At 64.0% G+C, this 24,909-nt stretch carries 25 protein-coding genes; 20 read left to right on the top strand and 5 right to left on the bottom strand.

Annotated features, from left to right (window positions below):
* Window positions 1-556: 556 nt before the first annotated feature.
* Entirely contained in the window at window positions 557-1,933 is a 1,377-nt protein-coding gene (locus H0Z09_RS17045) for a PLP-dependent aminotransferase family protein (protein ID WP_186691616.1), read from the bottom strand.
* Between the two features lie 133 nt (window positions 1,934-2,066).
* On the opposite strand from H0Z09_RS17045, the gene H0Z09_RS17050 reads away from it, so the two are divergent.
* From H0Z09_RS17050 to H0Z09_RS17085, 8 genes are all read left to right on the top strand, one after another.
* Window positions 2,067-3,353: a hydroxymethylglutaryl-CoA reductase, degradative gene (locus H0Z09_RS17050; protein ID WP_186691618.1), complete on the top strand. Its 1,287-nt coding sequence runs from the start codon at window positions 2,067-2,069 to the stop codon at window positions 3,351-3,353.
* A complete protein-coding gene (locus tag H0Z09_RS17055) occupies window positions 3,350-4,252 on the top strand; it encodes a hydroxymethylglutaryl-CoA lyase (RefSeq protein WP_346656796.1) in 903 nt (300 codons plus the stop codon). The genes H0Z09_RS17050 and H0Z09_RS17055 overlap by 4 nt, the downstream gene beginning before the upstream one ends.
* Before the next feature lie 17 nt (window positions 4,253-4,269).
* A complete protein-coding gene (locus tag H0Z09_RS17060; protein WP_186691622.1) occupies window positions 4,270-5,496 on the top strand; it encodes a CoA transferase in 1,227 nt (408 codons plus the stop codon).
* Entirely contained in the window at window positions 5,493-5,948 is a 456-nt protein-coding gene (locus H0Z09_RS17065) for a MaoC family dehydratase N-terminal domain-containing protein (protein WP_186691624.1), read from the top strand. Before H0Z09_RS17060 ends, H0Z09_RS17065 begins: the two co-directional genes overlap by 4 nt.
* 2 nt (window positions 5,949-5,950) lie before the next feature.
* Entirely contained in the window at window positions 5,951-6,346 is a 396-nt protein-coding gene (locus tag H0Z09_RS17070) for a hypothetical protein (RefSeq protein ID WP_186691626.1), read from the top strand.
* A gap of 52 nt (window positions 6,347-6,398) precedes the next feature.
* Window positions 6,399-6,899 (top strand): hypothetical protein, encoded by a 501-nt coding sequence (locus H0Z09_RS17075; protein WP_186691628.1) that lies wholly within the window; start codon window positions 6,399-6,401, stop codon window positions 6,897-6,899.
* Window positions 6,899-8,284 carry a tripartite tricarboxylate transporter permease gene (locus H0Z09_RS17080; protein ID WP_186691638.1) on the top strand — a complete coding sequence of 462 codons (1,386 nt, stop codon included), beginning with the start codon at window positions 6,899-6,901 and terminating at the stop codon, window positions 8,282-8,284. The genes H0Z09_RS17075 and H0Z09_RS17080 overlap by 1 nt, the downstream gene beginning before the upstream one ends.
* An 88-nt stretch (window positions 8,285-8,372) precedes the next feature.
* Entirely contained in the window at window positions 8,373-9,617 is a 1,245-nt protein-coding gene (locus H0Z09_RS17085; RefSeq protein WP_186691640.1) for an OprD family porin, read from the top strand.
* Here H0Z09_RS17085 and H0Z09_RS17090 read toward each other — a convergent pair whose 3' ends face one another.
* Window positions 9,618-9,917, bottom strand: coding sequence for a hypothetical protein (locus tag H0Z09_RS17090; protein ID WP_076954301.1), 300 nt, complete (start codon window positions 9,915-9,917; stop codon window positions 9,618-9,620).
* Window positions 9,918-10,133: 216 nt separating this feature from the next.
* Between H0Z09_RS17090 and H0Z09_RS17095 the strand changes: the two genes are divergently transcribed.
* From H0Z09_RS17095 to H0Z09_RS17105, 3 genes are read left to right on the top strand one after another with little or no spacing between them, the layout of a single operon-like run.
* Window positions 10,134-10,778, top strand: coding sequence for a TonB family protein (locus H0Z09_RS17095; RefSeq protein ID WP_076954300.1), 645 nt, complete (start codon window positions 10,134-10,136; stop codon window positions 10,776-10,778).
* A complete protein-coding gene (locus H0Z09_RS17100) occupies window positions 10,775-11,320 on the top strand; it encodes a sigma-70 family RNA polymerase sigma factor (protein WP_076954299.1) in 546 nt (181 codons plus the stop codon). The genes H0Z09_RS17095 and H0Z09_RS17100 overlap by 4 nt, the downstream gene beginning before the upstream one ends.
* A 37-nt stretch (window positions 11,321-11,357) precedes the next feature.
* Window positions 11,358-12,284: a DUF4880 domain-containing protein gene (locus tag H0Z09_RS17105; RefSeq protein WP_186691642.1), complete on the top strand. Its 927-nt coding sequence runs from the start codon at window positions 11,358-11,360 to the stop codon at window positions 12,282-12,284.
* Window position 12,285: 1 nt separating this feature from the next.
* Here the strand turns inward: H0Z09_RS17105 and H0Z09_RS17110 are convergent, their stop codons facing one another.
* Together H0Z09_RS17110 and gspH are read right to left on the bottom strand one after the other, a co-directional pair.
* Window positions 12,286-12,882: a type II secretion system protein GspJ gene (locus H0Z09_RS17110; protein ID WP_186691644.1), complete on the bottom strand. Its 597-nt coding sequence runs from the start codon at window positions 12,880-12,882 to the stop codon at window positions 12,286-12,288.
* Window positions 12,879-13,331 (bottom strand): type II secretion system minor pseudopilin GspH, encoded by a 453-nt coding sequence (gene gspH / locus H0Z09_RS17115; RefSeq protein ID WP_186691653.1) that lies wholly within the window; start codon window positions 13,329-13,331, stop codon window positions 12,879-12,881. Before gspH ends, H0Z09_RS17110 begins: the two co-directional genes overlap by 4 nt.
* A 92-nt stretch (window positions 13,332-13,423) precedes the next feature.
* On the opposite strand from gspH, the gene H0Z09_RS17120 reads away from it, so the two are divergent.
* On the top strand, window positions 13,424-13,855 hold the full coding sequence (locus H0Z09_RS17120; RefSeq protein WP_076954295.1) for a type II secretion system protein N: 432 nt from the start codon (window positions 13,424-13,426) through the stop codon (window positions 13,853-13,855).
* Here H0Z09_RS17120 and gspI read toward each other — a convergent pair.
* Window positions 13,842-14,207: a type II secretion system minor pseudopilin GspI gene (gene gspI / locus H0Z09_RS17125; protein ID WP_049708806.1), complete on the bottom strand. Its 366-nt coding sequence runs from the start codon at window positions 14,205-14,207 to the stop codon at window positions 13,842-13,844. The genes H0Z09_RS17120 and gspI overlap by 14 nt on opposite strands.
* A gap of 147 nt (window positions 14,208-14,354) precedes the next feature.
* Between gspI and gspG the strand changes: the two genes are divergently transcribed.
* The 8 genes from gspG (at window position 14,355) to H0Z09_RS17165 (ending at window position 24,673) form a co-directional block, all read left to right on the top strand.
* Entirely contained in the window at window positions 14,355-14,804 is a 450-nt protein-coding gene (gene gspG, locus H0Z09_RS17130; RefSeq protein WP_076954293.1) for a type II secretion system major pseudopilin GspG, read from the top strand.
* An 8-nt stretch (window positions 14,805-14,812) separates the two neighbouring features.
* On the top strand, window positions 14,813-15,682 hold the full coding sequence (gene gspK, locus H0Z09_RS17135) for a type II secretion system minor pseudopilin GspK (protein ID WP_186691655.1): 870 nt from the start codon (window positions 14,813-14,815) through the stop codon (window positions 15,680-15,682).
* Complete coding sequence (gene gspL, locus H0Z09_RS17140; RefSeq protein ID WP_186691657.1) at window positions 15,679-16,737, top strand: type II secretion system protein GspL; 1,059 nt, start codon at window positions 15,679-15,681, stop codon at window positions 16,735-16,737. Before gspK ends, gspL begins: the two co-directional genes overlap by 4 nt.
* Window positions 16,730-17,242: a type II secretion system protein GspM gene (gene gspM, locus H0Z09_RS17145; protein WP_186691659.1), complete on the top strand. Its 513-nt coding sequence runs from the start codon at window positions 16,730-16,732 to the stop codon at window positions 17,240-17,242. The genes gspL and gspM overlap by 8 nt, the downstream gene beginning before the upstream one ends.
* On the top strand, window positions 17,239-19,563 hold the full coding sequence (gene gspD / locus H0Z09_RS17150) for a type II secretion system secretin GspD (RefSeq protein ID WP_186691669.1): 2,325 nt from the start codon (window positions 17,239-17,241) through the stop codon (window positions 19,561-19,563). The genes gspM and gspD overlap by 4 nt, the downstream gene beginning before the upstream one ends.
* An 814-nt stretch (window positions 19,564-20,377) precedes the next feature.
* Complete coding sequence (gspE, locus tag H0Z09_RS17155; protein ID WP_186691671.1) at window positions 20,378-21,796, top strand: type II secretion system ATPase GspE; 1,419 nt, start codon at window positions 20,378-20,380, stop codon at window positions 21,794-21,796.
* Complete coding sequence (gene gspF, locus H0Z09_RS17160) at window positions 21,796-23,007, top strand: type II secretion system inner membrane protein GspF (RefSeq protein WP_186691673.1); 1,212 nt, start codon at window positions 21,796-21,798, stop codon at window positions 23,005-23,007. Before gspE ends, gspF begins: the two co-directional genes overlap by 1 nt.
* Window positions 23,008-23,488: 481 nt before the next feature.
* Complete coding sequence (locus tag H0Z09_RS17165) at window positions 23,489-24,673, top strand: substrate-binding domain-containing protein (RefSeq protein WP_186691675.1); 1,185 nt, start codon at window positions 23,489-23,491, stop codon at window positions 24,671-24,673.
* Window positions 24,674-24,909 lie beyond the last annotated feature (236 nt).

The following is a 24,909-nucleotide window of genomic DNA, read 5'->3' on the forward strand; positions in this document are numbered from 1 at the left end:
GATTTGCGGTCTAGCGACTGGCCCAATTCGAGCCGCTCCGCAGCTCAACTGTGGGAGCTGTCGAGCCCCGGCGAGGCTGCGAAGGCGGCGGAATTGCTGGCATTTTTTTCGCCTGACCCACCGCTTTCGCAGCCTCGCTAAAGCTCGACAGCTCCCACAGGGGATCGGCTGTGTACGCTGGATTTGCGGTTTGGCGGCGGGCGCAATATCAGCAGCACCGCAACTCAACTGTGGGAGCTGTCGAGCCCCGGCGAGGCTGCGAAGGCGGCGGAATTGCTGGCATTTTTTTCGCCTGACACTCCGCTATCGCTGCCTCGCTAAAGCTCGAGAGCTCCCACAGGGGCTCGGCTGTGTGGGTTGGATTTGCGGTCTAGCGACTGGCCCAATTCGAGCCGCTCCGCAGCTCAACTGTGGGAGCTGTCGAGCCCCGGCGAGGCTGCGAAGGCGGCGGCATTGCTGGCATTTTCATCGCCTGACACACCGCTATCGCTGCCTCGCTAAAGCTCGAGAGCTCCCACAGGGATCGGCTGTGTTAGTTAGATGTGCCAACTTCGGGCTATCGCAGCTCGCGAATGACCCGGCAAAACACCGGGTCATCCAGGTAGGCCACGTTCAGGCGGGTCCAGGGCGAAGTGCTTTTGGGTTGGGTCGAGAAGATCGAGCCCGGCGCCAGCATCACGCCTTGGGTCAGGCAGTGTCGGGTGAGGGCATTGGCGTCTTCGATATGCGGGAAGCGCGCCCACAGGTACAGGCTCTGTTCGGGGCGGCAAAACACCTCGGCGCCAAGTTCGTCGAGCAAGTCGAGGCCACGCGCGGTGGCGTGGCGCAGGCGGTCTTGCAGGCGCGACAGGTGTCGCAGGAATTGCCCTTCGCCCAGGATCACGTCAATGGTGCGCTCGCTGTATTCGGCGCCGCTGTTGTGCAGGATCATCTTGATATCCGCCAATTCCTCCACGCGTTGTTTGCTGCCGGCGATAAACCCCACGCGCAACGCTGCCGATACCGATTTGGAAAAACTGCCCACGTACAGCGTGCGGTTGAGCTGGTCGAGGGCCGACAGCTTGATCGCGGAGCTGGGCTTGAAGTCGGCCATTGCGTCGTTCTCCACCAGCAGCAGGTCGTAGGTCTCGGCAATGCGCAGCAGTTGGTGCGCCTTGGCCGGCGACAGGTCCGAGCCGGTGGGGTTATGGCCGATGGACTGCAAAAAGAACAGGCGCGGGCGATGGGCCTTGATCAACTGTTCCAGCGCCTGCAGGTTCGGCCCATCGGGCTCGCGGGGCACGCCGAACATGCGTGCGCCTTGCAATTGCAGCTTGCCGAACAGCGGGTAGTAGCCCGGGTCTTCCACCAGCACCGGATCGCCGGGGTTGAGGTACCGCCGGATGATCAGGTCCATGGCGTGGTTGGCGCCCAGGGTGGTCACCAGTTGCCGGGGCGAAACGGGCAGCGCGTAGTCCGCCAGCTTCTGCACAAGGCGTGCGCGCAGGCCTGCGTTGCCCAGGCGCGTGCCGTAGCGAAACAACGTGGTCACGCCGGCACGCACGACCTGGCGGTGGAACTTGTCCAGACGCATGTCCATCAGCCATTCCACGGGGGGAAAGCCTTCGCCCAGGTGCGAATGGCCCGGGTCGCGCACGAACTGCTGGCGCATCATCCAGATGGTGTCCAGGGCTCGGTTGTAGGGCTGACTGTCTTCCTCTTCGCTGGTATGCGCCACGCGCTTGATCACGAAAAAGCCCTGGCCGTGGCGCGCCTCGATCAGACCGTCGGCGGCCAAGTGCTCGTAGGCGGTGATCACCGTGTTCTTTGAATGCCCATGCAGGCGCATGTATTCGCGCAGCGACGGCAGCTTTTCGCCGGCCTTAAGCGCGCCATCGGTAATCTGCTGGGCGATGGCGCTGGCCACCTGGTGCGCGAGGGTCGGGCGCGACATCTGCAATTCCTTCTGAAGCTCTTGTTATGGGTACAGTGGCTGAACTGTCCGGCAAAACTGTACCTTCTTTAAGGGCTACAGATGGGGCAATTTGAAGGCATCCAATAACAAATGACTCCTTGAGGAGCCCCGAATGTCTATCGATTCCCGCTTGCCGAACTTCCGCAGCCTCACTCCCAGCCAGCGCCTTGAGCACCTGCAGCCCTTGCTCGGCTTGAGCGACGAAGACCTGGCGCTGCTGCGCGATGCCGGTGCGCTGCCGCTGGAAATCGCCGACGGCATGATCGAGAACGTCATCGGCAAATTCGAACTGCCGTATGCCGTCGCCAGCAACTTTCGCATCAACGGTCGCGATGTGGTGATCCCGCTGGTGGTGGAAGAACCTTCGGTGGTCGCCGCCGCGTCGTTCATGGCCAAGCTGACGCGCCCGGCCGGTGGGTTCCAGACTTCCAGCAGCGCACCGCTGATGCGCGCGCAGGTGCAGATCATCGGCATCAGCGACCCGTTCAACGCGCGTTTGAGCCTGTTGCGCAATAAAGACGAAATCATCGCCCTGGCCAACAGCAAGGACCAGTTGCTCAACACCCTGGGCGGCGGTTGCCGGGACGTCGAAGTGCATACCTTTGCCGACAGCCCGCGCGGGCCGATGCTGGTGGCGCACCTGATCGTCGATGTGCGCGATGCCATGGGCGCCAACACGGTCAACACCATGGCCGAGGCCGTGGCGCCGCTGATGGAGCGCCTCACCGGCGGCAGGGTGCGCCTGCGCATCCTGTCCAACCTCGCCGACCTGCGCCTGTGCCGCGCACAACTGCGCATTGCCCCTGAACACCTGGCCACCGCCGAGTACAGCGGCGAAGAGGTCATCGAGGGCGTGATCGACGCCTATGCCTTTGCCGCCATCGACCCGTACCGCGCCGCCACTCACAACAAGGGCATCATGAATGGCATCGACCCGTTGGTGGTCGCCACCGGCAATGATTGGCGCGCCGTCGAAGCGGGCGCACATGCCTATGCCTGCCGCAGCGGCCATTACGGTTCGCTGACCACCTGGGAAAAAGACCGCCAGGGCCACTTGGTGGGCACCCTGGAAATGCCCATGCCCCTGGGCCTGGTCGGCGGCGCCACCAAGACCCATCCGCTGGCGCAACTGTCGTTGCGCATTCTGGGCGTGAAAACCGCCCAGGAGCTGGGCGAAATCGCTGTTGCCGTGGGCCTGGCGCAAAACCTTGGCGCCTTGCGTGCCCTGGCCACCGAAGGCATCCAGCGCGGGCATATGGCGTTGCATGCGCGCAATGTGGCGCTGTCGGCCGGCGCTCGGGGAGACGAAGTGCAGTGGCTGGTCGAACGCATGGTGGCCACTCACGACGTGCGCGCCGACAGTGCCCGTGCGTTGCTGCTTGATAAGCGCGGTCAGTGAACATGGACCGCGTCAGGCTGGTGGAAGTGGGCGCGCGGGATGGCTTGCAGAACGAAGCCCGGTGCCTGCCGGTACATACCCGCATAGCCTTGGTGGAGCGCCTGGCCGACGCCGGTTTGCGCAGCATCGAGGCGGGCGCATTCGTGTCGCCGCGCTGGGTGCCGCAGATGGCGGGTTCGGATGCGGTGCTGCGCGGCCTCGGCCGGCGCCCCGGCGTGAGCTACACCGCGCTGGTGCCGAACTTGCAAGGCCTGGACATGGCCCTGGCCGCCGGTTGCCGCGAGGTGGCGGTGTTTGCGGCGGCCTCCGAGGCGTTCTCGCAGAAGAATATCAATTGCTCGATCGCCCAGAGCCTGGAGCGCTTCGAACCGGTGCTGGCCAGGGCCCTGGAGGCGGGCGTTGCCGTGCGCGGCTACGTATCCTGTGTGCTCGGCTGTCCGTTTACCGGTGTCGTGCCCGTCGAGCAAGTGGTTGCGGTCACCCAAGCCCTGTATGCCATGGGCTGCTATGAAGTCAGCCTGGGTGACACTATCGGCAGCGGCACGCCGGGCGCGACCACGCGGTTGATCCAGGCCTGTTCCGACGCGGTGCCGCTCGGTGCCCTGGCCGGGCATTTCCATGACACCTACGGCATGGCGGTGGCCAATGTGCAGGCCGCCTGGCAGGCCGGTGTGCGGGTGTTCGACAGTTCCGTCTCGGGTTTGGGCGGTTGCCCCTATTCGCCGGGCGCCACGGGCAACGTGGCGACCGAAGAGCTGGTGTACCTGTTTGAAGGGCAAGGCATCGCCACCGGCGTCGACCTTGCAAAATTGATCGAGGCAGGCGTCTTTATTGATAGCCAGCTGCAACGCAGCGGCGCATCGCGGGTCGCCCAGGCACTGCGCGCCCGCATCCAATAACAATAAACGGAGCACCCATGAACCCTCTTGCAACCACCCTGGCCGGCTTCGGCCCGCTCCAGGGCGTCACCATCCTCGACCTGACCCGCGTCGTGGCCGGGCCTTATTGCGCCATGCTGCTGGCAGACATGGGCGCCCAGGTGATCAAGATCGAACACCCCACCGATCCCGACCTGACCCGCGAATTCCCGCCCATGAGCCGCAGCGCCAGCGCCCCGGTCAGTGGTTTTTTCGCCCAGTTCAACCGTAACAAAACCGCGGTTTGCCTGGACCTCAAGCACCCGGACGGCAAGGCGACCTTCCTGGAAATGGTGCGCAAGGCCGATATCGTCATCGAAAATTTCCGCCCCGGTACCATGGACAAGCTGGGCCTGGGCTATGCGGTACTCAAGGCGGTCAACCCGGCGCTGGTCTTCACCGCCATCAGCGGCTTCGGCCAGCACGGGCCCAACTCTTCACGCCCGGCATTCGACAGCAGTGCCCAGGCCGCCGGCGGCTTGTGGTCGATGAATGGCACTGTCGAGGAACCGATGCGCGTCGGCACGGTGCTGGGGGATTTGTCCGCGGCGCTGTACGCGGCGATTGGCACCCTCGGCGCCTTGCGCGAAGCCGAGCGCAGCGGGCAGGGGCAACTGGTGGATGTGTCCCAGCAGGACTCGATCATCTCCCTGACCGAAAACGCCCTGGTCACCTACACCGAAACCGGCGAAGTGGTCGGGCCTACCGGCAACGGCCATCCCTTCGTCAAACCCTACGGCCGCTATGCGTGCAAGGACGGCTTCGTGTTCTTTGGCGCCTACACCGACAAGTTCTGGCGCGAGGCCTGCCATGCCTTCGGCGATGCGGCCCTCTCCATCGACCCGGAAATCGACACCATGGCCAAGCGTTTTGAGCACGCCACTTACCTGCGCCGGGTCAAGCCCATCGTCGAAGGCTGGTGTGCGGCCTACACCAAGGCCGAGCTGGAGGCGCTGACCGGCGACCGATTCCCGCTGTCGCCGATCAAAAGCATGGACGAAGTGGTGGCCGATCCCCATGTGCGCGAGCGGGACATGGTGATCAGCGTCGAATGCCAGGGCGCGCATTTCGAAGTGTTCGGCAACCCGGTCAAGCTTTCCGGCGGCACCCGTGAGAAGGGCGCCAGTGCCCCCGGCGTCGGTCAGCACAACCAACAGGTCTACCGTGAATGGCTGGGCCTGGACCAGGCCCAGTACGACCAATTGGTCGAGCGAGGTGTGATTTGAGCCTGCTCACCGAAGCGATCATGGGCTGCATCGGCCTGGCGTTGCCGCCGGTGCGCTTTGAAGTCAGCCGCCAGGACATCCGCAAATACGCGGTCGCCACCGGCCAGCGCCAGGCACGGTTCCTGGCGGGTGATGAAGCACCGTTGATGTTTCTGTTCAGCGTGCTGATGCCGGTATTGCCCCTGGAGCAACTGCGCGAAGACGGCCACTTCCCGGACAGCCCGCTGCTGCCGGAACTGCCGCTCAAGCGCATTCTGGCCGGGGGCAGCCGCTACCAGGTGCACCGACGGATTTATCCCGGTGATGTGCTGGTCTGCCGCCAGACGCTGGTGGATATCCACGAAAAACAGGGCAGCGATGGCCCGTTGATTTTCCTGGTGTTCGAAAACCGTTTCGAGAACGAGGCGGGCGAGCCGCTGGTGATCGAACACCTGACCCGGATAGCGAGATAACCATGCCCATTATCGAAATCGGCCAGGCCTTGCCCGAACGCCAGTACACCCCGGACACGGTGCAATTGTTCTTGTACAACGCGGCGATCTGGAACGCTCACCGCATCCACTACGACCTTGCCTACGCCCAGCAGAACGAGGGCCACCCTGCGCTGTTGGTGGACGGCCCGTTGCAGGGCGACTGGTTGACGCAGTTGCTTTACGACTGGATGCAGGGCACCGACGAACTGCTGGCGTTCGAGTACAGCAACCGCCGTGCGGCCTATATCGGTGATGTGCTCACCGCCAAGGGTGAAATCCTCGCGGTGGAAGGCGACTGCATCACGCTGGCGTTGCAGGTTGTCAATCAACAGGGCCAGGCGACCACGGTCGGTCGCGCCACCGTTCGAACGACGTGAAGGCTTCACCCCCCTTATAAAAACAACAAGCCCGAAAGGGCCGGAGGGCACCATGCAGCAAGACCTCAGGCAAAAACCGCTTTTACCGTCGGACCAGCAACATTTGTATGAAGTCTGGGGCGACACCATCGATGCGCGTCACCTTGCGCTGTCCATCGGGATTGGCGCGGTGGTCAGTCTTGGCGCTTACTTTGCCGCGCAACACCTGTTGCACTACCTGGTGGAATCGGCGCAGATGGCGCGTGCCTACGCCATGCTGATCGGCATCCTCGGCTGCCTGGCCGGTGGCGCGATCAGTGCCAAGCTGTTTGCACCCAAGCGTGACGTGCAGGAAAACGTGGCCGACCAGAGTTTCCGCGAGCAAGTGGTGACCGACCTGCTCAAGGAATACGGCAGCCTGGGACGCCTGGAGGATGTGTCCGCCGAGGTGATCGCCGAGCTGCGCGAGCTGCAGCTGTATGACTTGTTCCGCGAAGCCCAGTCCCGCGAAGAAAACCTACCCACTACGTCGGCGCCCGTACTCACGCCCAGCCTCAGCGGAGGGCGTGGGTGATGGAAATCCTACTGCATGAAATCATGATGGCCTTTGCGCTCGGCCTGCTCGGCGCAGTGGTGTTTGCCGCCATCGGCCTGGTCTCCGGCACCGACGAAACCACCACCCTCGCACCCCTGACCATGCTGGTGGTGCTGCTGGGCGCGCCACCGGCCGGGGTGCTGACGTTCTTCCTGGCAGGGGCGGTCGCCAAGCACATGACCCATGCCGTGCCCACCGCGTTGCTCGGGATTCCCGGTGACACCTCGGCCACGGCCTTGCTCGCCGATGCGAACTACCTGCGCAAACTCGGCGTGCCGCATATCGCCTTGCGCAAAATGATTTCCGGTGGCGCGGTGGCGGCGCTTATTGCCGTACCGCTGTCGGTGCTGTTCGCGGTGTTGCTGGCGCCGTTCGGTGGGGTGATCAAGCAGTTCGCACCCTGGGTGTTCCTGTGCGCTGCGTTCACCATCGCCTACTTCTCTGCCGGGCGTTGGGCCGCAGTATTGGCCCTGGTGCCGTTCGTGGTGGTGATCGTGGCATTGCAGGCGTTGACCGGGCAGTACGGGGTCAAGCTGTCGGTGAGCTACTTCCTCGGCATTGCCGTGGCGCCATTGATTGCCTCGCTGTTTTCCCTGCTGGCGCCCAGCGAGCGCCAGCGCATGCGCCGCGATCAATACCGGGTGTTTTCCCTGGCGCCGGACGTGAAGGGCTGGAGCGGCTATTTTCCGAACCCGTTCAAGGTCATCAACCCGCGCCAGGTACGCGTGACAGCCATGGCCGCCAGCGTGACCAGCGCCACCTTCGTGTTCAGCCCGGTGGCGATGACGGTGATCATGGGCGAAATCATCGGTTCACGGATCAAGCACGCCTATGACCGCCTGACCACGGTGATCACCGCGCGTAATGGCGTGACCGAGTCGACCTACATCGCCGAAACCCTGATCCCGCTGATCGCCTTCGGACTACCGCTTAGCCCGGTCGCGGCCGGCCCGGCCGCACCGTTGTTCAACGCACCGCCGCGCTTTTTCGTCGACAACGCCACCGGTGAGATCAACAACCTGCATAACCTGCTCAACACCTGGGAGTTCCTCGGCTACGGCATGCTCGCGGTGATCGTCGCAATCCTGGTGGCGTACCCGTTCACCATGAACTTTGCCCACGGCGCGGCGGCCTATGTGGTGCGCAAGATCAGCCATGAAGCGGTGATCACGACGTTCATCGGCCTGGTGCTGGTGATCGGCATCTGGGAAGGCGGCCTGCTCGGGTTGCTGGTGATTGTCACCGTGGGCTTGCTCGGCGGGTTCCTCGCGCGCTTCCTGGGGTTCAACATCGGCGTGCAATTCATGGGCTACTACACGGCGGTCCTCACGGTGCCTGCGATCATCGCGCTGACCGGCAACTGACCCGCAACACCTCACCTCAACCCTAAAGCCAGCGGATACCCGTTATCTGCGACGGGAGGCGTTTGCCTCCCAGAAAGGAATAATAAAAATGAAGATCCTTTTGCGCGCCAACCCTGTGGTTCTCACCTGCCTGGCGTTCAGCGCCAGCAGCAGCTATGCCGACGGCTTCCTGGAAGACAGCAAAGCCTCGCTGAACCTGCGCAACTTTTACCTGAACCGCAACTTCGTGGATGGCAACAACCCCCAGGCCAAGGCCGAAGAGTGGACCCAGAGCTTTATCCTCGATGCGCGCTCCGGCTATACGGCAGGCGTGGTCGGCTTTGGCGTGGACGTCTTGGGGCTGTATTCAGTGAAGCTTGATGGCGGCAGGGGCACCGCCAATACCCAACTGCTGCCGGTGCACGGTGACGGGCGCCCGGCGGACGATTTCGGTCGGTTGGGGGTGGCGCTCAAGGCCAAGCTTGCGAACACCGAACTGAAGGCCGGGGAGTGGGCGCCGGCCTTGCCGGTGTTGCGTTCGGATGACGGCCGTTCGCTGACCCAGACCTTTCGCGGCGCGCAGTTGACCTCCAAGGAAATCAGCGGCGTGACCCTGTACGGTGGTCAATTCCGGGCCAACAGCCCGCGCAACGATGCAAGCATGGAGGACATGTTCATGGGCGGCCGCCCGGATGCCACCTCCGACCGCTTCAGCTTCGGCGGCGCCGAGTACCTGTTCAATGACAAGAAAACCCAGGTCGGCGCCTGGTATTCGGAACTCGCCGACATCTACCAGCAGCGCTATTTCAACCTGACCCACAGCCAACCGGTGGGCGGCTGGGTGCTGGGCGCCAACCTCGGGTTTTTCTCCGGTGAGGAGAACGGCAAGGCCCTGGCCGGCGCCCTGGAGAACCGCGCCTTGTCGGCCATGCTCTCGGCCAGGACCGGCGCCCATACGGTCTACGTCGGCCTGCAACGCATGTCCGGCGACAACGGCTGGATGCGCGTCAATGGCACCGCCGGCACCAGCCTGGCCAACGACAGCTACAACTCCAGCTATGACGCGGCCAGGGAGCGCTCCTGGCAACTGCGCTATGACTACGATTTCGCCGCCCAAGGCCTGCCGGGCCTGACCTTGATGACGCGCTATATCCGCGGCAGCAATGCGCATGTCGGCACCGTCACCGATGGCGAGGAATGGGGCCGCGAATCGGAGCTGGCGTATGTGGTACAGAGCGGCCCGGCCAAGCTTCTCAATGTGCGCTGGCGCAACTCGACCTTGCGTCGGGACTTCAGCACTAACGAGTTTGATGAGAACCGGTTGATCATCAGTTATCCGCTGTCGTTGTTGTAGTCAGGGCCGCTGCGGCTTCACCGACGTACCGAACGTGTTGCCCATGCGCACGCTGGTCGCCGCCGGGGTGGATAAACCCACCGCGTTCGGCGGCCTTTTTTCGATGGGGATGTTTTGCGCTTCGCGGTTTTTGCTGGCGGCCTTGGTCGCATTTGTGTCATTGCCCATCTGCTGGCTCAGGCAACCATAGTTGGGTGCCTTATACCCGTCCACCGTGACTTCGGCGCAGCTGTCGGCGTGGGCAAACAGGGGCAGGGCGGCGCACAGCATCACGCTGGCAAAGGTCGTTAATAGCTTCATCGGGCCTCCTGGCGGGCCCGTAGGAGTGGCCCGGTAAGGCTTGAAAGTCTAGCGCAGCGGGCCTCTCGTCACCGTGATGTTTTTTTTGCTATCACCGTAACATCAGGTTCATAAACTGGCCTCAGGATGACGGTTTTCTAGGGCGCGTCGGCCGTGCAGCGATGCAGAGCAGGGGGTGAATGGGGAGTGTGGAGGCGCGCCGCATGCGCCCTGGTCTTGCTGTTGCTGCTGGCTGGCGGCCGTGCGGCGCAGGCAGAGTCGCCGTTGTTGACCTTGGATTTGCCGGCGCAAGACCTGGAACACGCCCTGCAAGCCTACAGCCGCGCCACCGGGATGGCGGTGCTGGTGGACCGCGAATTGACGCGCGGCCGGCGCTCCATTGGGGTGCGCGGGCGTTTTACGGCGCAAGAAGCACTGGCGATGTTGCTGACAGGGAGTGGCCTGATGGCACGTTATGCACGCAGCGATGCGTTCACCTTGCAGGCGCCGCAGCTCAGCCAGCCGCCGCCCACCAAGGGCGCGGCGGCTCGCAGCGCCGCGCGGATCAACAACAGCTACGCGACGGCGTTGCAGCAAGCGATCGAGACCAGCCTGTGCCGTTCGCCCTTGACCCGCCCCGGCAGTTTCCGGGCGCTGGTGCAGGTTTGGGTGAACCCGGACGGGGTGATTGAACACAGTCGGCTGGTCAGTTCCACCGGCGATGAACAACGCGATGAAGCACTGGTACGCAGCCTGGCAACGGCACGGGTGGAACGCCCGGCGCCGAGCTCACTGCGTCAACCGGTGACTTTACTTCTGATGCCTGACACAACGGGAACACGCATGGAATGCACAGCAGCAAAAGGAGCCTGGGGCGGATGAAAAATACCGGGCACAGTCCGATGGTCAGCTTGTTCCTGGCCTCCTACGAAGACTTCAAGGTGCGTTTGCGCAAGCGCCTGGGCTCGGAAGACCTGGCCAACGACGTGCTGCACGAAACCTACCTGCGGGTCGATCGCATGGACGTGCCGGCGAACCTGCAACAGCCCAACGCCTATCTGTATCGCATGGCCTTGAACATCGCCGCCGACCGCCGCCAGGCCGACGCGCGCCTGCTCACCGGCAGCGAAGTGCAAGAGCTGCTGCAAAGCGCCGACGAAGCCCAGGACCCCTCGCGGGTAGTGGGCGGCCAGAAAGAAATCCAGTCCCTGGTCAAGGCCCTCTACGAACTGCCGGCGCGCCGCCGCAAGATCCTCATCGCCGCCCGCCTGGAAGAAGCGCCACACCTGGAAATCTCCCAGCGCTTCGGCATTTCAACGCGCATGGTCGAGAAGGAAATCAAGGCCGCCCTGGGCCATTGTGCCAAGCGCCTGGAAAGAAAAGTGATTCAGCGGTTCGGTCCCGGGGCCGGAAAACCGTCTTAGTGTCGAGTCCCTGATAAATCCGTGAGTACGTGCGCGCTTGAATATTTTTAACCTCTCCACCGCCCGGCCATCTAACGCCAGCCCCCTGCACGATGAAGCCCGTGACTGGCTGGTCCTGCTGACGTCGGGCCGGGCCACCGTGGCCGATGCCAAGGCCCTGAAAGCCTGGTGCGCCCGAAGCCCGGAGCATGCCCAGGCGTTCGAGCAGGCCAGGACGTTGTGGCAGCAGTTGGCGCCGGCCCTCGATCAAGTGTCGCAACCGCGCAGCTTCGGCCGGCGTGCCTTCCTGGGCGGTGCGATTGCCGCTTCGGCGGCCGTGGTGATGGTGCGCGTCGGCGTGCCGGGCGGCTTTGCCGGGCTCACGGCCGACTACCGCACCGAGGTCGGCGAGCAGCGCCAAGTGTTGTTGAGCGAGGGCGTAAGCCTGGAACTCAATACCCAGACCCGCATCAGTCGGGTAGGGCAGGGCATCGAATTGTTCGAAGGTGAAGTCGAGGTCGTCGCCCACGTTGCACAACCGCTCAAGGTCCAGGCTGGCGAAGGCTGGGTAAGCGCGGCCCAGGCGCGCTTCAATGTGCGCAACACCGATCAAAATGTCTGCGTGACCTGCATCGAGGGTTCGCTGTCGGTGGACATTGCCGGTCGCAGTGTGCGCCTGGACGGTGGACGGCAACTGACCTATGGCGCTACCGGAGTCAGTGAAGTGACCACGGTGGACACCCAGGCCGTGGTGGCCTGGCGTGAACAGGTGCTGGTGTTCAACAACGCCACGCTGGCGACGGTGGTGGATGAGATCAACCGCTATCGGCCGGGGATGCTGGTGTTGTTGAATAAACAACTTGGCCAGCGCCGTGTGCAGGCGCGGTTCAGCTTGCAGCAACTGGCGGGCGTGGCGTTGTTGATTCGCGATGCGTATGGCGCCAAATGTACGGAGTTGCCGGGTGGGGTGGTGTTGTTGAGCTGACTCACTTTAACGGCCCCACCACCTGCCGATACTTTTCCACCCCCTGTGGCGTCTGTCGTACCAGCTTGATCTCCAGCCCCGCTGGATCGTCACGCCGGTTCCCGCTCAACTGCCGCCAGCCCTTGTCCGTCTCCCATACGCGCACCTGCAAGTCGCTGACGCCCGTCAGCACCACCACTGCGTCTTTCGCCGCCGGCAGCGGAAACCGGTCGCGTGCCGGCGCGGCTGCCCGATACAGCGAATCGCCCTTGAGCCACCAGCGCACCCGTTGCAGCCCGTCCCCGGTAACCGGGGCGCTGCGGATCACGTCCAGGCGAAAGCCCTTGCTGTCGGAACTGCGCACCGTGACCGCCGCCAATCCCTCGTCGCTCGGTGCATCCGGGGCCGTCAGTTCGACGCTGGCCCGCAAGCTGATATCGCGCTGCATCTGGTTCAGCGCGCGCAGCAATACCTCGGTCTGCTCGGTACTGGCCTGCAGGTGCTGGTCGGCGCGGGTCACGCTGTCGAGGCCGCGCCAGGCGATCAGGCTGACCAGCGCCATCAGCATGATCGCCACCATCACTTCGATCAGGGTGAAGCCTTGCTGGGTCCGGTTCATGGCAGGGCTTCCACGCGCATCAGGCCGGCGGCGTCGCGTTGCAGGCTGAGGCTGTGTTGCCCGTCGGACAGCACCACCCGCAGCGGCGGGTTGATCCATTCGGCGTTGAGCACCAGGGTTTGCCGGGGTTCGACAGTGACCTGCATCGGTGTGCTTTCCCATAGGCGCGGGCGCAGTTGGCTGTCGCCCTGGAAGGCTTCCACGCTCGTTCCATCATCACTGCGGCGGTTGAAGCGGAAGCCCTTGGCGTCGGCGCGCCAGGTAATGGGGCGGCCGTCGGCGTGGGCTTCGGCCTGGGCGACTTGCAGCAGTTGGCTCAGGCGCTCGGCGTCCTTGCGCAGCAGGTGCAGCGGGTCGGGCTTGATGGTGAGGCTGATGGCGGCGCTGGCGATGCCGATGATCACCAGCACCACCATCAGCTCGATCAGGGTGAAGCCTTGCTGTTTCATCGTGCGTTTCCTGGAAACTGGGGAGTGTGTGAAATAAAAGCGTGCGAATTGACCTGTAGGCTGGTGCGACGGACAAACAGGAGGTCCTGCCCATGACATTCGCCCCTCGTTTCACCCTGGCCCATGGCGTGCAGGCGCTGGGTGTGCTGGCGGCCTTGGCGGGCGCGGCGGTGTGGATGCCACTGCTGCTCACCAGCGCCGAGTCCCACACGCCCAGCGCCACGCCCCAGGCATTGGCGGCGCGCAGCGATAACCCGGCGCTGCAATGGTTTTCCAACGCGCCGACGGCGCTGCAGGTCAAAGTGACCGGCGTGCTGGCGGGCGCGCGTGGCGCGGTGGCGATCCTCAGCCTTAACGATGGGCCGCCGCGCAGTTTCCTGCTGGGCGAGCGCCTCAGCCCCGGCGTGCGGCTGACCGCCATCGAAGGCGATGGGGTAGAGATAGAACGCGGTGGCGAGAAGCTGCGCGTCAACCTCGAAAAGTTGCCGCAGGGGCCGGCGTTACCGTTGCTCACTCGGCCATGACCTGGGTGTCCAGGCGCGCCAGGGGCGGTGCTTCGCGGCTGGCGTCAAGCACCTGCAGGTTGACCTGAAACAGGCGGCCATCGGCGTTGATGGTCTGTTCGCAGCGCAGTTTCAGGCGGCCTTGATCGCACTCGAAGGTTTTCTTGCCGCTGCGCAGGTGGCCCTCCAGGCGCAGCTCCGCCAGGCGACTCTGCGCCGCCAGCAGCGCGATGGATTTGTCGCGCAGCAGGCCGTTGCTCTGGGCCATCAGCCCGGCCACGCGCACGGCGGCGGCCATGGCCACGGCAATGATCGCCAGCGCCACCAGCACCTCGATCAGGGTAAAACCTTGCTCCTTGCGACGGCCGTACATGGCGCTCTCAAAGCCGGGAAACAGGCCCGCAGACTAGCGCCGGCAGTTGACCGATTGGCGACCGAAACTCCCGAGCATTTTCAATACGACTGACATGTGTTCTTGCAACACTGCGCCCCCATTGCACTCAAGCCAAGGAATGTCGAGATGGATATCGCACGCCTAACGTCACCGCTGCCAGGCCCTCGCGGGCAACGTGGCTTCACTTTGATCGAGATCATGGTGGTGGTGGTCATCCTCGGGATCCTCGCCGCGATGGTGGTGCCCAAGGTCCTTGATCGGCCGGACCAGGCGCGCGCCACCGCGGCCAAGCAGGACATCGGCGGGTTGATGCAGGCGTTGAAACTCTACCGCCTGGACCACGGCAGTTACCCGAACATGAACCAGGGTTTGAAGGTGTTGGTGGAGCGCCCGGCGGATGCGAAGAACACCAACTGGCGCGCCTACCTCGACCGCCTGCCCAACGATCCGTGGGGCCACCCTTATCACTACCTCAACCCGGGCGCCAACGGTGAAGTGGACGTGTTCTCTCTCGGCGCCGACGGCCAGCCGGATGGCGATGGCGTGAATGCCGATATCGGCTCCTGGCAGCTCTAAGGCCCGCCATGAAAGGGTATTCGCCCCCAGCGGCGAAGCAGCGCGGCATGGCGATTATCAGCGCCTTGCTGATCGCGGCGGTGGTGGCGGTGTTGGCCGGCGCCATGCTCACGCGCCAGAGCGTATTCACCCGCAGCCTGGAGGCCGAGCAGTCGCGCATCCAGGGGCAATGGCTGTTGCAAGGTGGCCTTGAACACAGCCGTCAGATGCTCTGGGACGCACGCCGCAAGGACGTGCTGACCCGCCTCGATCAGCCCTGGGCGCACGCTCAAGTCGGTGCGTTTGCGGGGCGGATCGAGGACGAGCAGGGCAAGTTCAACCTGCGCAACCTGGTCAATCGCCAGCAGGTGGACGCCGAGCAATTGCAGAGCTTTGAGCGCCTGTGCCGGCTGATCGGCGTCGACCCGGCGGTGAGCCGGCGGATCAGCCAGCGGGTGATCGCTTCTTATGAGCCGTCCGCCAAATACCCGATGCTGCGCAGCCTGGATGACTTGAGCGGGATCGAAGGCCTGGACCCCGTTGTGCTGCAGCGCATGCAGGCGTACATCAGCGTGTTGCCCGGCCCTACCTGGGTCAATGGCAATACCGCCAGCGCCGAAGTGCTCAGTGCGGTGGTGCCGCAGCTCAGCCTGGCCCAGGCCCACGGGCTGGTGGCCGAGCGTGACAGCGGGCAGTGGTTTATCAACCGGGGGGATTTCGTCAACCGCCTGCGCTTGCCCCAGGTAGCGGTGGATGCGGTGCAAGTGGGCATCACCAGCGAGTGGTTCCGCCTGCAGGGCCAGGCGCGGCGTGAGCAAAGGCGGGTGACGATCGATGCATTGTTGCATCGTCCCGAAGACCGCGAACCGCGCGTGATCTGGTCGCGGGTGGGCGTATGAAACGCCTGCGCATTGGCTTACCGCCGCTGGATCAACTGAGCGCCGAGAGCCAGGTCAAATTTGCCTGGTTGGACCGTGGCGTGGTCATTGAAGAGGGTTATGCAAGCCTGGCGCAGTTGGGTAAGCCCCGCCAGGCCGTGGAATGTTTTCTGCACCCGCGTGACAGCCTGCTCACCAGCCTGGAGCTGCCGCCGTTACCGGCCGCGAAAACCGCTGCCGCTGTGGCCTGTGCCGCCCAAGCGTTGATCCTCGGCCCGGTGGAACACATGCACGTGGCCCACGGCCCGCGTGAAAGCGATGGACGCGTGCAGGTGGCCTGGGTGCCCAAGGCCGGGTTGGAGCGGCTGGCCCGGATGCCACTCAAACTGCGCGGCCTGTACCCGGCGCCCTTTGCCTTGCCGCTGGGCGCTGCTGCGTTGGACGACGGCTATCTGCTGACACGCGAGAGCCCGCAACAAGGCGCGGTGCACCCCTTGGGCGCGCAGACGCTGGACGCGCAGCTGGTAGACGCGGCACAGCGCTGGAGTGGGCCGTTGCCCGCGTGGGGGTTGCACGGCCACCTCAGCCAACCCTCGACCGGCGGATGGGGCCGGGCACTGGCCTGTGTGGCGCTGGCCACGGCCATTTGGGTTGTGGGCCTCAACCTCTATGCCGCACGCCAAGTGGACGAGGGCCAACGGCTCAAGGCGTTGATGAGCCAGCAGGTGCGCCAGGCGTTTCCCGAATTGCCGGTGGTGCTCAACCCTTTGCAGCAGGCCCGCCAGCAATTGGCCGCACGCCAGAGCGGCGCCGCCGGCGACCCCGGTCAACGCTTTGCCAGCCTGTTGCAACTGGCGGGCAGCAACCTGCCGTTCATGGTCGGCAGCGTCGCCAACCTGAGCTTTGAACAGGGGCGCTTGCGGGTTGAATTGGTCGCCGACAGTCGCAGCCCGAAAGCCGAGGGTGAATGGCAGGCGGCGTTGGCCCAGGCCGGTTTCACCGCCAACCGCGATGAGCAGGCCTGGGTCATTGGGCCGGCGCAGGCTGCGGAAAAACCGGGTGCCGACGATGAATAAAGCCCAGCGACTGCGCAGCCAGGCCCAGGTGTTCTGGAGCGGCCTGGCCCTGCGCGAAAAACGCCTGCTCAGCGGCGCCGGTCTGATTCTGGCGGGCCTGCTGACCTGGCTGGTGCTGGTGCAACCGGCGTTGAAGAAGATCGACTACTGGCAGGCTGAAACCCCCAAGTTGCGCGCCCAGGCCGCAGCCCTGCAGATGCTGTTGCAGGACGTATCCGCGCCAAGGCCGGGCGACGAAACCGCGCTGCGCCAGGCCCTGGATAACGCCGGCCTCAAAGGGCATTACCAATTGCAGGCGCTGGAACCCGGCGGCTGGCGGCTGACGTTCGACAACGCCCCGGCCGATGCGGTGGTGGGCTGGCTGCTGGGCAATCCCCGTTCGTTTTCCCTGGAGGTGTCCGAAGCGCGTTTGCAGCGTGCGATGGATGCCGTCGATAACTCGGCCGGCACTGTGTCCGGGATCGTTCGCATGGATCAGGCGCTTGGCGCTAAGGAAGCTTCATGAAGTGGTCAGTCCCCCCGTTTCGCATGCTCGCGCCGCTGCTGGTGCTGGCCCTGAGTGCGTGCAGCAACCCGTCAACCACGCCATTGCTGGTGGACAGTGAGCTTGGCCAACCCCTGGCGGAGACTCGTCGCAGCGCTGAGACGGTGCTGGACCGCCAAGGTGAACGTCCGCCCAGACCTCCCGTACAGCACCGCATCACCGACACCGCGCGCGGCCATGCCCCGGCGGCCGTCAAGGCGCGCAACCCGCTGGGTGACCAGCCGGTACAGCTCAATTTTGTCGATGCGGATATCCAGGCGGTGGTGCGCGCGCTGTCCCGCGCCACCGGGCTGCAATTTTTGGTGGACCCGCGCGTGAAAGGCAACCTCACCCTGGTCAGCGAAGGGCAGGTGCCGGCGCACCAGGCCTACGACATGCTGCTGGCGGCGCTGCGCATGCAGGGCTTCAGCGTGGTGGATGTGGGCGGTGTGGCCCAGGTGGTGCCCGAGGCCGATGCCAAGTTGCTCGGCGGGCCGATCTACAGCGCCGGCAACAGCGGCATGCAGACCCGCACCTTTCGCCTGCAATACGAAAACGCGGTGAACCTGATCCCGGTACTGCGCCCCATCGTATCGCCGAACAACCCGATCAATGCCTACCCCGGCAACAACAGCATTGTCATCACCGACTATGCGGAAAACCTCGCGCGGGTGGCGCAGATCATCAATGGCATCGATACCCCCAGCGCCATCGACACCGACGTGGTGACGGTGCAGAACGGCATCGCCGTGGACATCGCCGCCATGGTCTCCGAACTGCTGGAAACCCAGGGCGCCGACCAGACCCAGAAGATCAACGTGATCGGCGACCCGCGTTCCAACTCCGTCATCATCCGCTCCGGCAGCCCGGAGCGCACGGAGCTGGCGCGCAACCTGATCTACAAACTCGACAACGCCCAGAGCAACCCCAGCAATATGCACGTGGTGTACCTGCGCAACGCCCAGGCCGGCAAACTGGCCCAGTCGCTGCGCGGGCTGCTCACGGGCGAGAGTGATTCGGGGGTGAGTGACGATGCCCGTGGCAAGCTCAGCGCCATGGGTGGCAATGACAAAAACAGCCAGGGCGCGAGCAACACCCAGAACAGCACGGGGACACCGACCGGCAGCGGCGTGCAGCCGGGCTATGGGCAAAACGCCGGTTCGACCGGCGCCACCGGTATTGGCAAAACCGCCAATGACCAGGACACCGCCTTCAGCGCCGGCGGCGTGACCATCCAGGCCGACGCCACCACCAACACCTTGCTGATCTCCGCGCCGGACCCGCTGTACCGCAACCTGCGCGAAGTCATCGACATGCTCGACCAGCGCCGCGCCCAGGTGGTGATCGAAAGCCTGATCGTGGAAGTCAGCGAAGACGATGCCACCGAGTTCGGCGTGCAATGGCAGGCCGGCAATCTGGCGGGCAAGGGCGCGTTCGGCGGCGTGAATCTCGGCGGCAGCGGCGTGGTCGGCACGCCCGCCAGCCCGACCAGCATTGATGTACTGCCCAAGGGCCTGAACATCGGGTTGGTCAATGGCACGGTGGATATTCCCGGTATCGGCAAGGTGCTCGACCTCAAGGTGTTGGCCCGTGCGTTGAAGAGCAAGGGCGGCACCAACGTGCTGTCCACGCCGAACCTGCTGACCCTGGACAACGAGGCGGCGAGCATTTTCGTGGGGCAGACCATTCCGTTTGTCACCGGCAGTTATGTGACCGGAGGCGGGGGTACCAGCAACAACCCGTTCCAGACCGTGCAGCGTGAAGAGGTGGGGCTCAAGCTGAATGTACGGCCGCAGATCTCCGAGGGCGGCACGGTGAAGCTGGATATCTACCAGGAGGTCAGCACCGTCGATGAGCGTGCCTCGGTGACGGCGGGCACGGTGACCAACAAGCGTGCGATCGATACCAGCATTCTGTTGGATGACGGGCAGATCATGGTGCTCGGCGGGCTGCTGCAGGACGGGTACAGCCAGAGCAATGACGCGGTGCCGTGGTTGGCGGATATCCCGGGGTTGGGCGCGCTGTTTCGCAATGAGAAGCGCAGTGTGAGCAAGACCAACCTGATGGTGTTTTTGCGGCCCTACATTATTCGCGACAGTGGGGCGGGGCGCAGCATTACGTTGAACCGCTATGAGTTCATGCGCCGGGCCCAGGGTGGGTTGCAGCCGGAGCGCAGTTGGGCGATGCCGGACGTGCAGGCGCCGCAGTTGCCTTCGGTGGAGAAGGCGATTCCTGGGGTGCAGCAGCAGGGGCCTAGGGCGGTGATCAGGGCGGTGCCGGTTTCACAGGGGGCGCCGCGGTGATTGGGTACATATCCGTTTCTTCGGTGACGGCCACTTATGGTTCCGCTCTTACAGCGGGTCACTTTTGGAAGGACCCAAAAGTAACCAAAAGGTCCTCGCCCCACCACTCGGAGCCTCGCCTAGGCTCGGCATGCCCGAACGAAGGCTTGAATCCGTGGGCCGCCGCAATGCGCCATCCCTGGCCCAGTGCGGCTAACCCGGCGTCCTGCCGGGTTACCCACGGATTCAAGCCTGCGTTCGGCCAGCGTGGTTTTACGGGGCGCCGAAGATCAAAAGCAAAAGCAAAAGCAGAGCGCGGCGGCCTTAGAGCCGACCGGTATCTTACTGTCGAACTCGGTCAAATGTGGGAGCTGGCTTGCCTGCGAAGGCATCAACTGGATATGCCTGATTCACCTGGGCGTCCGCATCGCAGGCAAGCCAGCTCCCACAGAAAAGCAATTTGCGGTACACAAAAAAATGCTTTTGATCTCCACCACTCAAGCCGGCTGTCAGGCCGCTGTGCTTTCGCTTTTGATCTTGATTTTGATCTTAGGCGCCCCGTCAAACACGCTGGCCGGAATTCGACATGGGTTTGGGGGGTAAACCGGCAGGGATGCCGGTTTAGCCGCCCCGCGCCATGGATGGCGCGTGGCGGCGGCCCCCCAAATTCATGTCGGATTACGGGCACACCGAGCGTGAGCGAGGTGCCGAGTGTTGGGGCAAGAGCCCTTTGGTTACTTTGGGGCTTTTCCAAAGTGACTCGCCGTAAGGGCGAAACCATAAGCCGCCGTTACCCCAATAATGGATATGTACGCCTCCAAAAAAGGCCAACCCCATGAGCCTTCTACCCTACGCCTGGGCCAAATCCCAGCGCATCCTCCTGCGCCCTGGCGAGGACGGGATGCTGCTTACCGTTTGCCCCTCAACCCCCGGCTGGTCCATCAGTGAAGTCCACCGTCAGTTCGGCCAGGCCCACCTCGAACAGGTTCGCGACGATGAACTCGACGGCCTGCTCGCCAGTGCCTACGCCGACACCGGCAGCGCCGCCGCAGTGGTGGGCGCCGCCGAAAACGAGGTGGACCTTGACCGCCTGATGCAGGACATGCCCGAAATCACCGACCTGCTCGACACCCAGGACGGCGCGCCGGTGATTCGCATGATCAACGCCTTGCTCACCCAGGCCGCGCGCGATGAGGCCAGTGACATTCATATCGAGCCGTATGAAACCCATTCCGTGGTGCGCTATCGCGTCGACGGCACCCTGCGTGATGTGGTTTCGCCACGCAAGGCGCTGCACGGTGCGCTGGTGTCGCGGATCAAGATCATGGCCCAGCTCGATATCGCCGAGAAACGCTTGCCCCAGGACGGCCGTATCGCGTTGCGGGTGGCCGGGCGGCCGATTGATATCCGCGTGTCGACGGTGCCCACCGGGCATGGCGAGCGGGTGGTGATGCGGCTGTTGGACAAGCAGGCCGGGCGCTTGCAACTGGAAACCCTGGGCATGGAGCCGCAGGTGCTGGCGCGCCTGGACACGCTGATCCGCCAGCCCCACGGCATCGTGCTGGTCACCGGCCCCACCGGCAGCGGCAAGACCACCAGCCTCTACGCCGCCCTGGCGCGGCTGGATGCGAGCACCAGCAATATCCTCACCGTGGAAGACCCGGTGGAATACGACTTGCCGGGCATCAGCCAGATCCAGGTCAACGCCAAGATCGACATGACCTTCGGCCTGGCCCTGCGCGCGATCCTGCGCCAGGACCCGGACATCATCATGATCGGTGAAATCCGCGACCTGGAAACCGCGCAAATCGCCGTGCAGGCCTCGCTTACCGGGCACCTGGTGCTTGCCACCTTGCACACCAACGATGCGGTGTCGGCGGTCAATCGCTTGATCGACATGGGCGTGGAGCCGTTTCTGCTGGCCTCTTCATTGCTCGGCGTGTTGGCCCAGCGCCTGGTGCGCCGGCTGTGCCCGCACTGCAAGCAGCAAGACCCGGCCGCGCCCGGCACCTGGCGCCCGGTCGGCTGCGCGCAGTGCAACCAGACCGGCTACAGCGGCCGTACCGGCATCCATGAATTGTTTTGCGTCGACGACGACGTGCGCAGCCTGATCCACCAGGGCGCCGCCGAGCAGGACCTGCGCCTGGCCGCACGCCGCGCCGGGATGCTGAGCATGCGTGAAGACGGCGAACGCTGGGTGCGCAGCGGCGCCACGGCGCCCGAAGAAATCCTGCGCGTGACACGGGACGCCTGATGAATCGCTATCGCTATGAAGCCGCCGATGCCAGCGGCAAAATCGAGGCCGGGCACCTGGAGGCGGACAGCCAGAGCGGCGCGTTTGCGGTGTTGCGCAGCCGTGGCCTGACCGCGTTGCTGGTACAGGTGGAAGGCGGGCGGCCAACCACGGCTGGCGGCAGCCTGTTCAGCGCCAAGCTGTCGGACAACGACCTGGCCTGGGCCACGCGGCAACTGGCGAGCCTGCTCGGTGCCAGTTTGCCGCTGGAGGCAGCGCTGAGCGCCACGGTGGAACAGGCCGAGAAAAAGCACATCGCCCAGACCCTCGCCGCCGTGCGCGCCGATGTGCGCGGCGGCATGCGCCTGGCGGATGCGTTGGCGGCGCGGCCACGGGATTTCCCCTCGATCTACCGCGCGTTGATCGCGGCGGGGGAGGAGTCCGGCGACCTGGCCCAGGTGATGGAGCGTCTGGCGGACTACATCGAGGAGCGCAACAACCTGCGTGGCAAGATCCTCACCGCGTTTATCTACCCCGGCGTCGTGGGGCTGGTGTCCATCGGCATTGTGATTTTCCTGCTCAGCTACGTGGTGCCCCAAGTGGTCAGCGCGTTTTCCCAGGCGCGCCAGGACCTGCCGGGGCTGACCCTGGCGATGCTCAACGCCAGCGACTTTATCCGCGCCTGGGGCTGGTTGTGTTTTGCCGGGATCGTCGGCGGTTTCTGGAGTTGGCGCCTGTACTTGCGCAACCCGGTGGCACGCCTCAATTGGCATAGCCGCGTATTGAACCTGCCGCTGATCGGACGCTTCGTACTTGGCCTGAACACCGCCCGATTCGCCTCGACCCTGGCGATTCTCGGCGGTGCCGGCGTGCCCTTGTTGCGCGCCCTGGAAGCGGCGCGGCAGACCCTGTCCAATGACCGCCTGAGCCAGTGCGTCAACGACGCCACCGCCAAGGTGCGCGAAGGCGTCAACCTGGCCCCGGCGCTGGCGGTGGAAAAGGTATTTCCGCCGGTGCTGATCCACCTGATCGCCAGCGGCGAGAAAACCGGCTCGCTGCCGCCGATGCTGGAGCGTGCGGCGCAAACCTTGTCGCGCGATATCGAACGCCGCGCCATGGGCATGACCGCGTTGCTTGAACCGCTGATGATCGTGGTGATGGGCGCGGTGGTGCTGGTGATCGTCATGGCGGTGCTGTTGCCGATCATCGAGATCAACCAGTTGGTCACCTGAACACACGCGATCAAAAAATGTGGGAGCGGCGGTGCGACGATTCGACTTGCTCGCGAATGCGGTGGGTCAGATACATCTTCATTGACTGACCCACCGCATTCGCGAGCAAGCCCGCTCCCACATTGGAACTGTGTTTATTCAGCTGAATTCTGCTGGTTCCGCCAACCTCGGGTTCCTCATTCCGTCATATTCCGCCACCCGTTGCGGCCTTGCGCCACGCTCACTGAAACCTCGCTGTCACCTATCACCAAACCGCTCGAAATCATGACCGAAACACCCGAGAATCTTTTTAAAAATCAATGCGTTCCTCCCGAGGTTTTTTCCCATAACCGTCATCGGAAACTGCGACTTTCTCTCCATGGTTTTCACCCCCGGCCACCCCCGCAGCTACCCCAGGTAGCTCAAGCTTGGGACCGAAGCCATGGCGTCATGCAAGAGCCATCTACCCCAAACGTACAAACACGACGAAAGGAGCTTCTTCATGTTTAAGCGCAACGTTCTCGCGGTATCCATGACCCTCGCTGCACTGTGCTCGGCACAGGCTGCTATGGCTGACATTAATGGCGGCGGCGCAACCCTGCCACAAGCGCTGTATCAGACTTCCGGCGTACTCACTACCGGTTTCGCCCAGTACATCGGCGTGGGCAGCGGCAATGGCAAAGCAGCCTTCCTGAACAACGACTACACCAAGTTCGTGGCTGGCGTTACCAACAAGAATGTGCACTGGGCAGGTAGCGACTCCAAGCTGAGCGCCACTGAGCTGTCGACCTATGCTTCGACCAAGCAACCGACCTGGGGCAAGCTGATCCAAGTGCCATCGGTGGGTACTTCGGTTGCCATTCCTTTCAACAAAAGCGGTACCGCCGCTGTAGACCTGAGCGTTCAGGAACTGTGCGGCGTGTTCTCGGGCCGTATCAAGACCTGGGAAGGGATTTCCGGTTCTGGCCGTACCGGTCCGATCGTTGTTGTCTATCGCAGCGAAAGCAGCGGCACCACGGAGCTGTTCACCCGTTTCCTCAATGCCAAGTGCAATGCAGAAACAGGTAGCTTCGCCGTCACGACCAGCTTCGGCAGCAGTTTCTCCGGTGGCCTGCCCGCTGGCGCCGTTGCCGCCACTGGCAGCCAAGGTGTAATGACTGCCCTGGCCGCCGGCGATGGCCGCATCACCTACATGAGCCCTGACTTCGCTGCTCCAACATTGGCAGGTCTGGACGACGCGACTAAAGTCGCTCGCGTAGGCAAAAACACCGCTACCAACACCCTGGGCGTCTCGCCTGCAGCCGCCAACGTTTCTGCCGCCATTGGCGCAGTACCAGTACCGGCTGCCGCTGATCGCTCCAACCCGAACGCCTGGGTTCCGGTCTTCGGTCCGGACAACACCGCCGGTGTGCAACCTTACCCCACCTCGGGTTACCCGATCCTGGGCTTCACCAACCTGATCTTCAGCCAGTGCTACGCCGATGCTACCCAGACCACCCAAGTGCGTGATTTCTTTACCAAGCACTTCGGCGCCTCTGCCAACAACGACGCGGCCATCACCGCCAACGCGTTCGTACCGCTGCCATCCAACTGGAAACTGGCCATTCGCGGCAGCTTCCTGACCGCCACCAACGCCCTGAGTATCGGTAACACCAACGTTTGCAACGGCGTCGGTCGTCCGCTGTAACCCAAGCTTTCACCGACCTGCAACACCTGATCAGCAACGGCCTGTGCCGTTGCTGATTTTTTGCGTTGTATACCCGCCAGCTCCCACTTTCGATTGCAGGCATCCACGAAGTTATCGACAGCTAACAGCCCCATGTGAACTTTCCATGACAGAAGTTCAGTCCCGCCCCTCGCCAACCGCCTAACCCTCATACGTGAGCCTGTGTTGCTCCCTGCGGGATAACAAAGAAGGAAGAT

Origin of the sequence: Pseudomonas sp. SWRI18, from assembly GCF_014268345.1 — a bacterium.
Lineage (GTDB): Bacteria > Pseudomonadota > Gammaproteobacteria > Pseudomonadales > Pseudomonadaceae > Aquipseudomonas > Aquipseudomonas cedrina.

What these genes read in the sequence shown, in the direction of transcription:
- H0Z09_RS17045 (WP_186691616.1), bottom strand. Translation starts at nt 1,933, where the DNA reads ATGTCGCGCCCGACCCTCGCGCACCAGGTGGCCAGCGCCATCGCCCAG.
- H0Z09_RS17050 (WP_186691618.1), top strand. Translation starts at nt 2,067, where the DNA reads ATGTCTATCGATTCCCGCTTGCCGAACTTCCGCAGCCTCACTCCCAGC.
- H0Z09_RS17060 (WP_186691622.1), top strand. Translation starts at nt 4,270, where the DNA reads ATGAACCCTCTTGCAACCACCCTGGCCGGCTTCGGCCCGCTCCAGGGC.
- H0Z09_RS17070 (WP_186691626.1), top strand. Translation starts at nt 5,951, where the DNA reads ATGCCCATTATCGAAATCGGCCAGGCCTTGCCCGAACGCCAGTACACC.
- H0Z09_RS17075 (WP_186691628.1), top strand. Translation starts at nt 6,399, where the DNA reads ATGCAGCAAGACCTCAGGCAAAAACCGCTTTTACCGTCGGACCAGCAA.
- H0Z09_RS17080 (WP_186691638.1), top strand. Translation starts at nt 6,899, where the DNA reads ATGGAAATCCTACTGCATGAAATCATGATGGCCTTTGCGCTCGGCCTG.
- H0Z09_RS17085 (WP_186691640.1), top strand. Translation starts at nt 8,373, where the DNA reads ATGAAGATCCTTTTGCGCGCCAACCCTGTGGTTCTCACCTGCCTGGCG.
- H0Z09_RS17090 (WP_076954301.1), bottom strand. Translation starts at nt 9,917, where the DNA reads ATGAAGCTATTAACGACCTTTGCCAGCGTGATGCTGTGCGCCGCCCTG.
- H0Z09_RS17100 (WP_076954299.1), top strand. Translation starts at nt 10,775, where the DNA reads ATGAAAAATACCGGGCACAGTCCGATGGTCAGCTTGTTCCTGGCCTCC.
- H0Z09_RS17110 (WP_186691644.1), bottom strand. Translation starts at nt 12,882, where the DNA reads ATGAACCGGACCCAGCAAGGCTTCACCCTGATCGAAGTGATGGTGGCG.
- gspH (WP_186691653.1), bottom strand. Translation starts at nt 13,331, where the DNA reads ATGAAACAGCAAGGCTTCACCCTGATCGAGCTGATGGTGGTGCTGGTG.
- H0Z09_RS17120 (WP_076954295.1), top strand. Translation starts at nt 13,424, where the DNA reads ATGACATTCGCCCCTCGTTTCACCCTGGCCCATGGCGTGCAGGCGCTG.
- gspI (WP_049708806.1), bottom strand. Translation starts at nt 14,207, where the DNA reads ATGTACGGCCGTCGCAAGGAGCAAGGTTTTACCCTGATCGAGGTGCTG.
- gspG (WP_076954293.1), top strand. Translation starts at nt 14,355, where the DNA reads ATGGATATCGCACGCCTAACGTCACCGCTGCCAGGCCCTCGCGGGCAA.
- gspK (WP_186691655.1), top strand. Translation starts at nt 14,813, where the DNA reads ATGAAAGGGTATTCGCCCCCAGCGGCGAAGCAGCGCGGCATGGCGATT.
- gspL (WP_186691657.1), top strand. Translation starts at nt 15,679, where the DNA reads ATGAAACGCCTGCGCATTGGCTTACCGCCGCTGGATCAACTGAGCGCC.
- gspM (WP_186691659.1), top strand. Translation starts at nt 16,730, where the DNA reads ATGAATAAAGCCCAGCGACTGCGCAGCCAGGCCCAGGTGTTCTGGAGC.
- gspD (WP_186691669.1), top strand. Translation starts at nt 17,239, where the DNA reads ATGAAGTGGTCAGTCCCCCCGTTTCGCATGCTCGCGCCGCTGCTGGTG.
- gspE (WP_186691671.1), top strand. Translation starts at nt 20,378, where the DNA reads ATGAGCCTTCTACCCTACGCCTGGGCCAAATCCCAGCGCATCCTCCTG.
- gspF (WP_186691673.1), top strand. Translation starts at nt 21,796, where the DNA reads ATGAATCGCTATCGCTATGAAGCCGCCGATGCCAGCGGCAAAATCGAG.
- H0Z09_RS17165 (WP_186691675.1), top strand. Translation starts at nt 23,489, where the DNA reads ATGTTTAAGCGCAACGTTCTCGCGGTATCCATGACCCTCGCTGCACTG.